Annotated in this window: 11 protein-coding genes and 1 tRNA gene; 9 read left to right on the top strand and 3 right to left on the bottom strand. The window is 71.6% G+C overall.

The genetic code is table 11. The features are described 5' to 3' along the window. The first annotated feature begins 1 nt into the window (after position 1). From ACWDR0_RS14120 to ACWDR0_RS14090, 7 genes are all read left to right on the top strand, one after another. Positions 2-706: a transglycosylase family protein gene (locus tag ACWDR0_RS14120; RefSeq protein ID WP_456351926.1), complete on the top strand. Its 705-nt coding sequence runs from the start codon at positions 2-4 to the stop codon at positions 704-706. A 448-nt stretch (positions 707-1,154) separates the two neighbouring features. Then, positions 1,155-2,441 (top strand): phosphopyruvate hydratase, encoded by a 1,287-nt coding sequence (eno, locus tag ACWDR0_RS14115; protein WP_456351925.1) that lies wholly within the window; start codon positions 1,155-1,157, stop codon positions 2,439-2,441. 146 nt (positions 2,442-2,587) lie between these two features. Continuing rightward, a complete protein-coding gene (locus ACWDR0_RS14110) occupies positions 2,588-3,070 on the top strand; it encodes an FtsB family cell division protein (protein WP_456351924.1) in 483 nt (160 codons plus the stop codon). A gap of 86 nt (positions 3,071-3,156) precedes the next feature. After that, positions 3,157-3,699: a DUF501 domain-containing protein gene (locus ACWDR0_RS14105; RefSeq protein ID WP_456351923.1), complete on the top strand. Its 543-nt coding sequence runs from the start codon at positions 3,157-3,159 to the stop codon at positions 3,697-3,699. Next, positions 3,696-4,610, top strand: a complete 915-nt coding sequence (locus ACWDR0_RS14100; protein WP_456351922.1) for a Ppx/GppA phosphatase family protein — start codon at positions 3,696-3,698, stop codon at positions 4,608-4,610. Before ACWDR0_RS14105 ends, ACWDR0_RS14100 begins: the two co-directional genes overlap by 4 nt. A gap of 390 nt (positions 4,611-5,000) precedes the next feature. Continuing rightward, on the top strand, positions 5,001-6,383 hold the full coding sequence (locus ACWDR0_RS14095; protein WP_456351921.1) for an NAD(P)/FAD-dependent oxidoreductase: 1,383 nt from the start codon (positions 5,001-5,003) through the stop codon (positions 6,381-6,383). A 268-nt stretch (positions 6,384-6,651) separates the two neighbouring features. Further along, positions 6,652-7,956, top strand: a complete 1,305-nt coding sequence (locus tag ACWDR0_RS14090; RefSeq protein WP_456351920.1) for a class I SAM-dependent methyltransferase — start codon at positions 6,652-6,654, stop codon at positions 7,954-7,956. A gap of 126 nt (positions 7,957-8,082) precedes the next feature. On the opposite strand, the gene ACWDR0_RS14085 is transcribed toward ACWDR0_RS14090, so the two are convergent. Further along, positions 8,083-10,623, bottom strand: a complete 2,541-nt coding sequence (locus tag ACWDR0_RS14085; protein WP_456351963.1) for an ABC transporter permease — start codon at positions 10,621-10,623, stop codon at positions 8,083-8,085. Positions 10,624-10,669: 46 nt separating this feature from the next. Further along, the gene (locus ACWDR0_RS14080; protein WP_456351962.1) at positions 10,670-11,431 is read right to left on the bottom strand and encodes an ABC transporter ATP-binding protein; all 762 of its coding nucleotides are present in this window, start codon (positions 11,429-11,431) and stop codon (positions 10,670-10,672) included. Positions 11,432-11,885: 454 nt separating this feature from the next. Between ACWDR0_RS14080 and ACWDR0_RS14075 the strand changes: the two genes are divergently transcribed. Then, positions 11,886-11,971 (top strand) — tRNA-Leu (locus tag ACWDR0_RS14075). Between the two features lie 74 nt (positions 11,972-12,045). Here the strand turns inward: ACWDR0_RS14075 and ACWDR0_RS14070 are convergent. Then, positions 12,046-12,615, bottom strand: coding sequence for a MarR family winged helix-turn-helix transcriptional regulator (locus ACWDR0_RS14070; RefSeq protein WP_456351919.1), 570 nt, complete (start codon positions 12,613-12,615; stop codon positions 12,046-12,048). A 104-nt stretch (positions 12,616-12,719) separates the two neighbouring features. On the opposite strand from ACWDR0_RS14070, the gene ACWDR0_RS14065 reads away from it, so the two are divergent. After that, positions 12,720-13,982 carry an amidohydrolase family protein gene (locus tag ACWDR0_RS14065; protein ID WP_456351918.1) on the top strand — a complete coding sequence of 421 codons (1,263 nt, stop codon included), beginning with the start codon at positions 12,720-12,722 and terminating at the stop codon, positions 13,980-13,982. Positions 13,983-13,995: the final 13 nt, after the last annotated feature.

Genomic DNA, 13,995 nt, shown 5'->3' with positions numbered 1-13,995 from the left:
CATGCTGTTTTCCAGCAAGGGCAAGCACCGCCGCCCGTCCAAGGCCGCCCGCTTCGCCGCCTTCGCCGGCATCACCACCGCCGCCATCGCCGCCCCGATCATGGGCGCCACCTCCGCCTCCGCCGCCACGGCCGCCGAGTGGGACAAGGTCGCCCAGTGCGAGTCCGGCGGCAACTGGTCCATCAACACCGGCAACGGCTACTACGGCGGCCTCCAGTTCTCCAGCTCGACGTGGGCCGCCTTCGGTGGCACCCAGTACGCCTCGAACGCGCACCTGGCCTCCAAGGCCCAGCAGATCGCGATCGCCGAGAAGACCCTCGCGGGCCAGGGCAAGGGCGCCTGGCCGAAGTGCGGTGTCGGCCTCTCGAACACCCCGTACGGTGGTGCCGCCGCCGAGCAGGCCCCCGCGAAGCAGGAGCAGCCGAAGCAGCAGGCCCAGCCCGCGCAGCCGAAGCAGGAGCGTGCCGAGGCCCCGACCACCCGCTCCGAGCGCGCCGCGGCCCCGGCCCCGGTGAAGTCCCAGGCCCCGGCCAAGGGCTTCGAGAAGGGCGACGGCGAGTACGAGGTCAAGGCCGGCGACACGCTGAGCAGGATCGCCGACGCCGAGCAGGTCGAGGGCGGCTGGCAGAAGCTGTTCGAGCTGAACAAGGACATCGTCGACGACGCCGACGTCATCTTCCCGGGCCAGCTGCTCGACCTGAGCTGACCCCGCCGTCCGGATCCCGGGCCGGCCGCTCCCTGAGGGGGCGGCCCGCGCCCGGCCGCCCGGACCCGGGCCGGTCCTCCCCGGAATCGGCCCCTCCAGGACCCGGACCGCGGCTCCCCCCTGCGGTCCACCCCCCACGGGTCCGACCCCCCGCACCCCGGGCCGGCGCGCTTCCCCCGTACGCGCCGGTCCGGGGTTCCTGCTGCCCCCGCCGACTGCTCCGTACGGCCCCGGGAAAACACCTCCGTGCACCCGTCTGAGCGAACGGAGGCGCAGGTGAGAACCCTTACTCATCGGTAGGTAAGCGGCTTTTGCCCACCACCGCAGTTCTTCGCACTCTTTTTCGTCCCAGGGGGCGGGCATCGGCGGGCCGACGCCCCCCGTCCGGTTAGGCTCTTGGCGCAAGGCCCAAGAGACCCGCACCCCACGCGTCACATCCCAGAAGGAGATGCTCGTGCCGTCCATCGACGTCGTCGTAGCCCGGGAAATCCTCGACTCCCGGGGCAACCCCACGGTCGAGGTCGAGGTCGGCCTCGACGACGGGAGCACCGGCCGCGCCGCCGTGCCCTCCGGAGCCTCCACCGGCGCCTTCGAGGCCCTGGAGCTGCGCGACGGGGACCCGAACCGCTACCTCGGCAAGGGCGTCGAGAAGGCCGTCCTCGCCGTCATCGAGCAGATCGGCCCCGAGCTGGTCGGCTACGACGCCACCGAGCAGCGCCTGATCGACCAGGCGATGTTCGACCTGGACGCGACCCCCGACAAGTCGTCGCTGGGCGCCAACGCCATCCTCGGTGTCTCCCTCGCCGTGGCGCACGCCGCCTCCGAGGCCTCCGACCTGCCGCTCTTCCGCTACCTCGGCGGCCCGAACGCGCACCTGCTGCCCGTTCCGATGATGAACATCCTCAACGGCGGCTCCCACGCGGACTCCAACGTCGACATCCAGGAGTTCATGATCGCCCCGATCGGCGCGGAGTCCTTCTCCGAGGCGCTGCGCTGGGGCACCGAGGTCTACCACACCCTCAAGAAGGTGCTGAAGGGCCGCGGCCTCTCCACCGGCCTCGGCGACGAGGGCGGCTTCGCCCCGAACCTCGGCTCCAACCGCGAGGCCCTGGACCTGATCCTGGAGGCCATCAAGGAGGCCGGCTACACCCCCGGCCAGGACATCGCGCTCGCGCTCGACGTCGCCGCCTCCGAGTTCTACAAGGACGGCGCGTACCACTTCGAGGGCAAGGCCCTCTCCGCCGCCGAGCTGACCTCGTACTACGAGGAGCTGGTCGCCGCCTACCCGCTGGTCTCCATCGAGGACCCGCTGTTCGAGGACGACTGGGAGGGCTGGAAGGCCCTCACCGACAAGCTGGGCTCCAAGGTCCAGATCGTCGGCGACGACCTCTTCGTCACCAACCCGGAGCGTCTGGGCCGCGGTATCGAGGAGGGCTCCGCCAACGCCCTGCTGGTCAAGGTCAACCAGATCGGTTCGCTGACCGAGACCCTGGACGCGGTGGAGCTGGCCCAGCGCAACGGCTTCAAGTGCATGATGTCGCACCGCTCCGGCGAGACCGAGGACGTCACCATCGCCGACCTGGCGGTCGCCACCAACTGCGGTCAGATCAAGACCGGCGCCCCGGCCCGTTCCGAGCGCGTCGCCAAGTACAACCAGCTGCTCCGTATCGAGGAGATCCTCGACGACGCCGCCGTCTACGCGGGCCGCAGCGCCTTCCCCCGCTTCAAGGGCTGATCCCCGCACGGCCGGCTGCCGCCCGGTGCGCCTCCGCAGGCGAACCGGGCCGGTAGCCGCCCGTCGTGCGCCACGTCCCCGGCCGCGGTCCCGTACCGTGTCCGGGGACGTGTGCACGTATACGCGGAGCAGGGGAGGCGGACGGCATGGCCCGGAAGAGTGCCGGATCCGGCGGCGACCGGTTCTCCACGGCGACCCGGCTGCGTCTGCTCGGCGAGCAGACGGCCGCCCGGGTCTACCGCTCCCAGAACAAGCGGCAGGCCCGCCGCTCCCGGCTCACCGGCCGGGCCGCCTTCCTCGCCCTGATCGTCTGCTCCCTGGTCGTCGCCCTCGCCTACCCCATGCGCCAGTACGTCTCCCAGCGCGGTGAGATCGCCGAGCAGCAGGACCGGCGGAAGGAAGCCGAGGAGCAGGTCGAGAAGCTCCGGGACGAGAAGGCCCGGCTCCAGGACGATATGTACATCAGGAAGCTGGCCCGGGAGCATCTGCACTACGTGGAGCCCGGCGAGACCGGCTATACGATGATCGACCCCGAGGCGGCCGAGACGCGCCGCACCGACCAGGGCTCGGCCGACCGGCCCTGGTACTCGAACGTCTGGGAGGGCGTCGACACCGCGGACCGCGAGTGAGCCGTCCCGTACCCCGTTCTCCCCGGCACCAGCAGTACTAGCAGTACCAGCAGCACCAGCAGGAACGACCCGGACCCAAGGCAGGCATGGAAACCCCTCCTCCCACCACCGAGCACACCGCCCCCACGGACGCGGACATCGCGGCCTTCGAGGAGCAGCTCGGGCGGCCGCCGCGCGGCCTGCGCGCGATCGCCCACCGCTGCCCCTGCGGACTGCCCGACGTGGTCGAGACCGCGCCCCGGCTGCCCGACGGCACCCCCTTCCCCACGCTGTACTACCTGACCTGCCCGCGCGCCGCCTCCGCGATCGGCACGCTGGAGGCCAACGGTGTGATGAAGGAGATGAGCGAGCGGCTGGCCGCCGATCCGGAGCTGGCCGCCGCCTACCGGTCGGCGCACGAGGACTACATTGCCCGCCGGGACGAGATCGAGGAGCTGACGGGCTTCCCGAGCGCCGGCGGGATGCCCGACCGGGTGAAGTGCCTGCATGTCCTGGTCGGCCACTCGCTGGCCGCCGGGCCCGGGGTGAACCCGCTGGGCGACGAGGCCATCGCGATGCTGCCGGAGTGGTGGGCCAAGGGCCCCTGTGTCAGCCCGTGCGGTACGGACGCGGGGGAGGGCTCCGCATGACCCGGGTCGCCGCCGTCGACTGCGGTACGAACTCCATCCGGCTGCTGGTCGCGGATCTCGACCCGGCCACCGGAGTGCTGACCGAGCTGGACCGCCGGATGGTCATCGTCCGGCTCGGCCAGGGGGTGGACCGCACCGGGCGGCTGGCGCCCGAGGCGCTGGAGCGCACCTTCGCCGCCTGCCGCGAGTACGCCGCCGTCATCAAGGACCTGGGCGCCGAGCGGGTGCGCTTCGTGGCCACCTCCGCCTCCCGGGACGCCGAGAACCGCGACGAGTTCGTCCGCGGTGTGCTGGACATCCTGGGGGTCGAGCCCGAGGTGGTGACCGGGGCGCAGGAGGCGGAGTTCTCCTTCACCGGCGCCACCCGGGAGCTGCCGGGGGACGAGGAGCGGCTGGTCGTCGACATCGGCGGCGGCTCCACCGAGTTCGTCACCGGCCGGGAGCACGTGGCGGCCGCGCGCTCCGTCGACATCGGCTGCGTACGGCTGACCGAGCGGCATGTCCGCAGCGATCCGCCCGCCCCCGCCGAGCTGGCGGCGATCCGCGCGGACGTCGAGGCGGCCCTCGACCTGGCCGAGGAGTCCGTGCCGCTGCGGAGCGGGGCCGTCCTGGTCGGTCTGGCCGGTTCGGTGACCACGGTCGCGGCGATTGCGCTGGGGCTCGACCGCTACGACTGGGCGGCGATCCACCATGCGCGGATCTCCCGCGAGACGGTCGCGGAGATCACCCGTTCGCTGGCCGCCGCGACCCATGACGAGCGGGCGGCGATTCCGGTGATGCATCCGGGCCGGGTCGATGTGATCGTGGCGGGCGCGCTCGTCCTGCTCGGGATCATGGAGCGGACCGGGGCCCGTGAGGTGGTCGTCAGCGAGCACGACATCCTCGACGGCATTGCCTGGTCTCTCGTATAAATCCGGCATAAGGCCCGTATAAAGCAGGCCTCCGGACCGCCCCGCGAGGGGCCGGAAACCAACTTCGTGAAGTTCTTCACAAGGAAAAAGGGCCTGATGGGGGCGGTGGAGGGCCGAAAGGCCCGTTCCGTCCGGTCCAAGGGCCCGACAGGACCCTTACATAGGGGTCTTCGGCCTGTTTCGGGCGTGTGAACCAGATGCGGGGGAATCGCCTCCGCAAGGCCCAAGCGTCCAGCTCACGAGGGGTTCCCAACGACTGGACCACCGGCCGGGTTCCCCCTTTGCCATGTCATCTGGATCACGAGGGCCGCGCAGTGTAGCAGAGGGGGACACCGTTCTTGTGAAGGGGCTCACGAGCACCCCCTCCCAGGGGGGTGGATACTCGATGGCATGAGCACCACGGAGCGTCCCAGGATCCTCGTCGTAGGCGGTGGGTACGTTGGCTTGTACGCGGCCCGGCGCATTCTGAAGAAGATGCGCTACGGCGAGGCGACCGTCACGGTCGTCGACCCCCGTTCGTACATGACGTACCAGCCCTTCCTCCCCGAAGCCGCCGCCGGCAGCATCTCGCCCCGGCACGTCGTCGTCCCGCTGCGACGCGTGCTGCCGAAGGCCGAGGTGCTCACCGGTCGGGTCACCACGATCGACCAGGACCGCAAGGTCGCCACGATCGCCCCGCTGGTCGGCGAGGCGTACGAGCTGCCCTTCGACTACCTGGTCGTGGCGCTCGGTGCGGTCTCCCGTACCTTCCCGATCCCCGGCCTCGCCGAGCAGGGCATCGGTATGAAGGGCATCGAGGAGGCCATCGGCCTGCGGAACCACGTTCTGGAGCAGCTGGACAAGGCCGACTCCACCACCGACGAGGAGGTCCGCCGCAAGGCTCTGACCTTCGTCTTCGTCGGCGGCGGCTTCGCCGGTGCCGAGACCATCGGTGAGGTCGAGGACCTGGCCCGCGACGCGGCCAAGTACTACCGCAACGTCAAGCGCGAGGACATGCGTTTCATCCTCGTCGACGCGGCCGACAAGATCCTTCCCGAGGTCGGGCCCAAGCTCGGCGCCTACGGCAAGGAGCACCTGGAAGGCCGTGGCATCGAGATCTACCTCTCGACGTCGCTGGACTCCTGCGTCGGCGGCCATGTGGTGCTGAAGAACGGCCTGGAGGTCGACTCCAACACCATCGTGTGGACCGCCGGTGTGAAGCCGAACCCGGCGCTCGCCCGCTACGGCCTGCCGCTCGGCCCCCGCGGCCATGTGGACACCTCCACCACCCTCCAGGTGCAGGGCACCGATTACATCTGGGCCGCGGGCGACAACGCCCAGGTCCCGGACGTGGCCGCCCGCAAGGCCGGGGTGGAGAACGCCTGGTGCCCGCCGAACGCCCAGCACGCGCTGCGCCAGGCCAAGGTCCTCGGCGACAACGTGATCTCCGGTATGCGGGGCTTCCCGCAGAAGGAGTACAGCCACGCCAACAAGGGCGCCGTGGCCGGCCTCGGCCTCCACAAGGGCGTTGCGATGATCGTCATGGGCAAGATGAAGATCAAGCTCCGTGGCCGTCTCGCCTGGTACATGCACCGTGGCTACCACGGTCTGGCCATGCCGACCTGGAACCGGAAGATCCGGGTGTTCGCCGACTGGACGCTCCAGATGTTCCTCAAGCGCGAGGTCGTGTCGCTCGGCGCGATCGAGACCCCGCGCGAGGAGTTCTACGAGGCCGCCAAGCCGGCGCCCGCCCCCGCGGCCGCCGCCGCCCCCGAGAAGGCCAAGGCTTCCTGAGCCCGGCCCGCTCCACGGCACTCTGAAACAGAGGGGCCGCCCGCCTCCGTGGTGCGGGTGGCCCCTCTGTCGTACCCGGAACAGGTGCCGCGGGCCCCCCGGCGCGTCCGTGCGGGCGGTTCGGTGCGGGGCCGACGGGCGTATTTCCGGTCATACGGCGAGCGGGCGGGGAAGCACCCCCCGTAGGCGGGTTGTTGTGGCGGACAGCAATCCGGCAACCCCAGCGTCCGCAGACGCCGGACGCGGGAACCCACGGAGGTGTGCGCCCATGACCCGAGTCGCGCCGAAGCTGACCGCCCTCGCCGAGTCCCTGCTGGGCACCCCGTTCCCGCTGCGGATCCGGGCCTGGGACGGTTCGGAGGCCGGGCCACCGGGCGGACCGGTCCTCGTCGTACGGCACCGGCGGGCCCTGCGGCGCCTGCTCCGGAGCCCCGGCGAGCTGGGCCTCGCCCGGGCCTGGGTGGCGGGGGAGCTGGATGTCGAGGGCGATCTCTACACCGCGCTGGAGACGCTCGCCGGGGTGGTGTGGGCGGTGGGGCCCGAGGCCGCCGCTCCCCGCTGGAACGGGCTCCGGCGGCTGCGCGATCCCCGGGTGCGGTCCGCCGTCCGGGAGCTGTTCCTCCTGGGCGGCCTGCTGCCGCCCCCGCCGCCGCCCCCGGAGGAGGTGCACGGGCGGCGCGGCACCTCGCACACCAGGCGCCGCGACCGGCAGGCCGTCAGCCACCACTACGACGTGGGGAACGACTTCTACGCGATCGTCCTCGGCCCCTCCATGGTCTACTCGTGCGCCTACTGGGGCGACGGCGTCACCACCCTGGAGGAGGCCCAGCACGCCAAGCTCGACCTGGTCGCCCGGAAGCTCGGTCTCTCGGAGGGCGACCGGCTGCTCGACGTCGGCTCCGGCTGGGGGTCGATGGCGATCCACGCGGCCCGCGAGTACGGCGCCCGGGTCACCGGGGTCACCCTCTCCCGCGAGCAGGCCGCCTATGCCCGCAAGCGGATCGCGGAGGCCGGACTGACGGACCGTATCGAGATCCGGGTCCAGGACTACCGGGACGTCGGGGACGGGCCGTACGACGCGATCTCGTCCATCGGGATGGCGGAGCATGTCGGCGCGGCCCGCTACGGCGAGTACGCGGCCCGGCTGCACGGACTGCTGAAGCCGGGCGGGCGGCTGCTGAACCACCAGATCGCCCGCCGCCCGGAGGCCGACGAAGCGGCCTATCACGTGGACGAGTTCATCGACCGCTATGTCTTCCCGGACGGGGAGCTGTCTCCGCTGGGGTCCACGGTGACGGCGCTGGAGACCGCCGGGTTCGAGGTGCGGGACGTGGAGTCGATCCGGGAGCACTACGCGCTGACCCTGCGCCGCTGGGTGGCGCGGCTGGAGGCCGAGCCGCGGCGGGCGGCCGAGCTGACCTCGCCCGGCCGGGCCCGGGTCTGGCGGCTCTACATGGTGGCGTCGGCGCTCTCCTTCGAGCGCAACCGGATCGGGGTGAACCAGGTCCTCGCGGTACGGACGCCCGGCGACGGCGCCTCGGGCCTGCCGCTGCGGGCACGTATCTGGAACTGACCGGCGGGCGGCCGGCCGGCGGGGACCCGGCGTACGGGAGGGGCCCCGGGATCCTGTGATCCCGGGGCCCCTCCCCGTCCGTACCGCCCGTCCGTACCGCCGGGCGGTCCTGCCCGGCTGTCCCGGCTACTCGGTCTTGATGGCCGTCAGCATGTTCAGCTTGGCGGCGCTGCGGGCGGGCCACAGCGAGGCCAGCACACCCACCACTCCGGCCAGCAGGAGGAAGACGGCGATCCGGCCGTAGGGGATCACCAGCTCGTAGTTGGGGATGGAGCTGCTGAAGGTCTCGCCGATCGCCCAGCCGAGGAAGGCGCCGAGGCCGACACCGATCACCGCGCCGAAGACCGAGATGACCACGGCCTCCAGCCGGATCATCCGCTTCACCCGGCGCCGGTCCAGGCCGATCGCCCGCAGCATGCCGATCTCCTGCTGGCGCTCGAAGACCGACATCGCCAGGGTGTTGACGACCCCGAGGACCGCGATGATCAGCGCCATGGCGAGCAGGCCGTACATGATGTTCAGCATCGTGTTGATCATGCCGCCGAAGAAGTTGCGGATGTCCTGCTTGTCCATGACCGACATGGCCGGGTTGTTGCCCAGGGAGTCGATCAGGGCCTGCTCGTTGGCCTTGGTCTCACCCCCGGCCATCTTCACCCACACCTCGGGGATATGGGGCTTCTCCTCGAAGGCCGAGAGCACCTTGTGGTCGACGACGTAGGAGGAGAACAGCTCGTTCTCGGCGATGACCGCGCCGACCGTCATGGTCTTCGTGGTCTTCTTGCCGTCGCGCTCGAAGACGAGCGGCAGCTTGTCCCCGGCCTTGTACTTCTGCTTGTCGGCCGTCTTCTCCTCGACCACCAGCTGGCCCTGGGCCAGGGTGTTCAGGGAGCCGGAGACGGTCTTGATGCTGAAGACCTTGTCGAAGTCCGCCGCGTCGACCCCGGTGATCATCTGGTCGGAGCCCTTGATCTCCGCGTTGCTGATCTGCTTGCGGGAGAGCCCCTCGACACCCTTGGCCTTGCCCAGCGCGTCCACGGCCGAGACGTCGAGCGGGGTACCGCTGGACATGGAGACCAGATAGTCGGCCCGGATGTTGTCGGTGGTCATCCGGTCGATGGCCTGCCCGACGGTCACTCCGATCACGGTCAGACCGGTGACCAGGGTCAGCCCGATGGCCAGCGCGGAGGCGGTGGCACCGGTACGGCGCGGATTGCGGACCGCGTTCTGCGCGGCGAGCTTGCCGGAGACCCCGAAGGCCCGGACCATCAGCGGGCGGACCATCGCGATCAGCGGGTGGGACAGCTGCGGGATCAGCACGATCACACCGATCAGGGCGAAGAACGCGCCCACGGCGATCATGATCCGGCCGTTGGTGCCGTCGTTCGCACCGGCACCGGCGCCGATCAGCGCCAGACCGCCCGCGGTGATGACGCTGCCGATGATGTTCCGGATCAGCAGGGACTTGGCGGAGGCCACCGCGTGGACGCTGCTCATGGCGGCGACCGGCGGGATCTTCGCGGCCCGGCGGGCGGGCAGCCAGGCGGCCAGGACGGTGACGATCACACCGACGGCGACGGCGGAGATCACCGCGGTCGGGGAGATGATCAGCGGACCGTTGGGGATCTTGGCCCCGATGGAGCCGATCAGCGAGCGCAGGCCGACCGCGAGGCCGAGGCCGAGGCCGAAGCCGACGGCGGAGGCGAGGACGCCGACCAGACCGGCCTCCAGGATCACCGAGCGCTTGACCTGGCGGCGGGAGGCGCCGACGGCGCGCATCAGGGCCAGCTCACGGGTGCGCTGGGCGACCAGCATGGTGAAGGTGTTGGCGATCAGGAAGATGCCCACGAAGAGCGCGATTCCGGCGAAGGCCAGCAGCATCGTGCTGAGGCCGCTCAGCTCGCGCTTGATCATGTCGGCCTCGTCGGCCGCCAGCTTGGTGCCGGTCTGGGCGTTGGCGTCCTCCGGCAGCAGCGGCTTCACCGCGGCGAGGACCTGCTCGTCGGTGGCGGAGCCCTTGGCGGTGACCGTGAGGGTGCTGAAGAAGCCCGGCTTCAGATACTGCTTCTGGGCCACGGCGGTGTCGAAGAGCACCATGCTGCCGCCCGCGCTCACCGAACCCAGCTCGGTGGTGAAGACACCGGAGAGGGTGTACTCGGCGACGGGGCCGTTGGTGGCGACCCGGATGCTGTCGCCGACCTTGTACTTCCCCTTGTTCGCCGTCTCCTTGTCGAGGGCGATCTCCCCGGCGTTCGCCGGGCCGTTGCCCTCGGTGAAGTCGTACGAGGGGTCCTTGCCGTCCTTGCCGGGGGCGAAGTTGCTGCCGGTGTTGGACCAGCCGTTGCCGATCAGCTTGCCCTTCTGGTCGGCGACACCGGCGAAGCCGGTGACCCGGCCGGTGACCTCCGCGACCTGGGGCAGGCCCTGGATCCGGGCCAGCGTGCCGGCCGGCAGGCCGGACTCGGTCTCGCCCTCGCCCCAGGTGGGGCTTTCGACCTGGACGGCGATCTTCTCGAAGCCCTTCGCCGACTGCTTGCGGAAGGCGTTGCCGAGGGTGTCGGTGAAGACCAGGGTGCCGGAGACGAAGGCCACGCCGAGCATCACGGCGAGCACGGTCATCAGCAGCCGGGCCTTGTGCGCAAGAACATTGCGCAAAGCGGTACGGAGCATTGTCATTCAGTCCTGTGGTGAGAGCCGGGCGGGGAGGCGGCCTGGGTCAGCTCGTCCGGCCCTTGGCGTCGAAGGCCTTCATGCGGTCGAGGACGCCGTCCGCGGACGGGTCCAGCATCTCGTCGACGATGCGGCCGTCGGCCAGGAAGACGACCCGGTCCGCGTAGGAGGCGGCCACCGGGTCGTGGGTCACCATCACCACGGTCTGGCCCAGCTCGCGCACGGAGTTCCGGAGGAAGCCCAGCACCTCGGCGCCGGAGCGCGAGTCGAGGTTTCCGGTCGGCTCGTCACCGAAGATGATCTCCGGCTGGGAGGCCAGCGCGCGGGCGACGGCGACGCGCTGCTGCTGACCGCCGGAGAGCTGCGTGGGCCGGTGGCCGAGACGGCCGGAGAGGCCCACCATGTTGATCACGTTCTCCAGCCACGCCTGGTCCGGCTTGCGGCCCGCGATGTCCATCGGGAGCGTGATGTTCTCCAGCGCGGTCAGCGTCGGCAGCAGGTTGAAGGCCTGGAAGATAAAGCCGATCTTGTCCCGGCGGAGCTGGGTGAGCTGCTTGTCCTTGAGGCTGCCCAGCTCGGTGTCCCCGATCCGGACGGAGCCGGAGCTGAAGGTGTCGAGACCGGCCACGCAGTGCATCAGCGTGGACTTGCCGGATCCGGACGGGCCCATGATCGCGGTCAGCTCGGCCTGGCGGAAGTCGATGCTGACGTTGTCCAGCGCGACGACCTGGGTCTCGCCCTGTCCGTACACCTTGGACAGGTCCGTGGCACGCGCGGCGACGGCGGCCGCGCGGTGGGTGAGGTGCATGGTGGTCACGAGGGAGGGCTCCTGTCGGGATGTCGTTCGGGGACGTCAATATCGTCTCGTCTGCCCCGGGGCCCGGACGTCAGTCCCCGTGCCCGTTCCCGGGGCCGTCTTGGGTCGCACCCGGCCCCCCGAGCCTCCTCCTTGGGTATGACCCCGCGCCGGAGACCGATCGCCCGTCCGGTGGACGACGGGGGGTGCGGGGCGCACTTCCGGGGCGCTTTCCGCGGTCCGTAGCGCGGGGCGTACGCCGGTAAGGGGCACGGGCGTCGACTTTCCGTCAATCGCATGAAGTCGTGAGAGTGACCATCTGTCGGGACATGTGCAGACGCACGGCCCTGACCTGCGCTGACGCCCTCTCAGTCAGTAATGAAATCAGACAACATCGGGCCACGGTCCGGCCGCTGACGGGTCGTCCGAGGCTAGGCTCATGCCCCGTAGCGCAGCCGCTCACCAGGCCCGGATGGTGGAACGGTAGACACGGCGAGCTTAAACCTCGCTGCCCCTTGAGAGGGCGTGCCGGTTCGAGTCCGGCTCCGGGCACTGCCGCCCTCGGGGGTACCCCGAGTTTCGTTGAATCCCGAATGAGCCCAGGGGCTTCCGTCGGCTGTCAGTCGTCAGCCTCGGCCGTCGCGCCGCGCGTCCGCCGCGTCCGCCAGGGTGCGCAGGGCGTGGTCCAGCGAAGCGCGCTCCTGCTCGGTGAGCGCCCGGGCGAAGCCGCCGAGCACCTCCGTCAGATCGGTGAGTGCCGCGTCGGCCACCCGGCACCCCTCCGCGGTGAGGGTGATCCGGAACCCCCGCCGGTCCTCCGGGTCGGCGCCGCGCACCACCAGTCCGGCCCGCTCCAGCTTGTCGAGCCGTTTCGTCGTTCCCGCCCGCGAGGTCGTCAGGGCCGCGGCGAGCGCGGAAGGGCTGAGGGTGTACGGCTCGCCGCCCCGCCGCAGCGTCGCGAGGACGTCGAATTCGCCCCGGCCGACACCGTGCCGCCGGACCGCGGCCTCGCCCGCGGGGCCGATGACGTTCTCGGCGAGCAGGCAGAGCCGGGCGATGACGGCGGCGCCGTCCGCATCCAGGTCGGCGCGCTCCCGCCGCCAGTCCGCCACGAGCCGCCCGGCGGGGTCCGGCGGCCCGGGTGCCGGGCGGCCGTCGGGGTGGTCGTCCGGGCGGCCGGGGGTGGCGTCGTTCATGGGGCGGAGTCTAAGGGCGGCCCCCGGGTGATAGTCAGCCAGATAATTATCCGGCGTACTATTCGCTGGCGAACTATCTTGGTACGGCGAACCGGGAGACAGCCATGCGCACCCTGATCCACGACGTACGCCTCTTCGACGGGCGGCGCACCGCGGAACGAGCGACCGTGCTCGTCGACGGAGACACCATCACCGCGGTCGACACCGGTCCCGCCGGTCCGGCCGGTTGCTCCGGTTGCTCCGGGTGTGCCGCGGACCCCGCCCCGCCCGGCCGCCCCGCCGCCGGCCCCATCGCCGCCGGCACCGTCGGCAGCGTCGTCGACGGCGCCGGGCGGACCCTGCTCCCCGGGCTCGTCGACGCCCACACCCACACCTTCGACGGCTCCCTCGCCGAAGCCCTGCGCCACGGCGTCACCACCGAGCTGGACATGTTCTGTCTGCCCGCCAACCTCGCCCGGCAGCGCAGGCTCGCCGCCGAACGCGACGACGTCGCCGACCTGCGCAGCGCCGGCACCCTCGCGACCGCCCCCGGCGGCCACCCCCTCCGGGTGATGCGGGACGTGGCCCATCTGCTGCCGCGCCCCGAGGACGCCACCGAACCCTTCGAGACCCTCACCGGACCGGCCGGGGCCGCCGCCTTCGTCGCCGCCCGGGCCGCCGCAGGCAGCGACTACCTCAAGATCGTGATCGACGACGGCGAACCCGCGCCCGGCGCCGCCCATCCGGTCCCCACGCTCGGCCTCCCCACCGCCCGCGCCCTCGTCCGGGCAGCCCGCGGCGCCGGGCTCCTCACCATCGCGCACATCGCCTCCGCCGCCGACGCGGCGACCGCCCTGGACGCCGGGGTCGACGGACTCGGCCATGTCTGGAGCGACACCGCCCCGGACGACCCCGCCACCGTCCGGCTGATCCGCCGCGCCGCCGGACACGGGGTCTTCGTCATCACCACGCTGGCCTACACCGAGGTGATCCACGCCGCCGACCCGCGCCGGGCCGCCCGGGCCGCGGGCATCGCCGGGGCCCTGCACCGGGCGGGCGTGCCGCTGCTCGCCGGAACCGACGCCACACCCTTCGCGCCGCGCCACGGCGAGGGGCTCCACCGGGAGCTGGAGCTGCTGACCGCCGCCGGACTGACCCCCGCCGCCGCTCTCACCGCCTGCACCGCCGCCCCCGCCCGCCGCTTCGGCCTGACCGACCGCGGCCGGATAGCGCCCGGGCTCCGGGCCGATCTCCTCCTCGTCGACGGCGACCCCACCCGGTCCGTCACCGCGATCCGGGCCGTCCGCGAGGTCTGGCGGCGGGGCGTCCCCCTCTACGGCTCCGAGGGCTGCCCGCCGGCCGGCCCCGGAACGCGGCCCGGCCGGTGAAAAAGATCTGAGA

Source organism: Streptomyces sp. NPDC003691 (assembly GCF_053981115.1).
The sequence above is the reverse complement of the archived record's forward strand: the minus strand, read 5'-3'. Positions and strand labels throughout refer to the sequence as shown.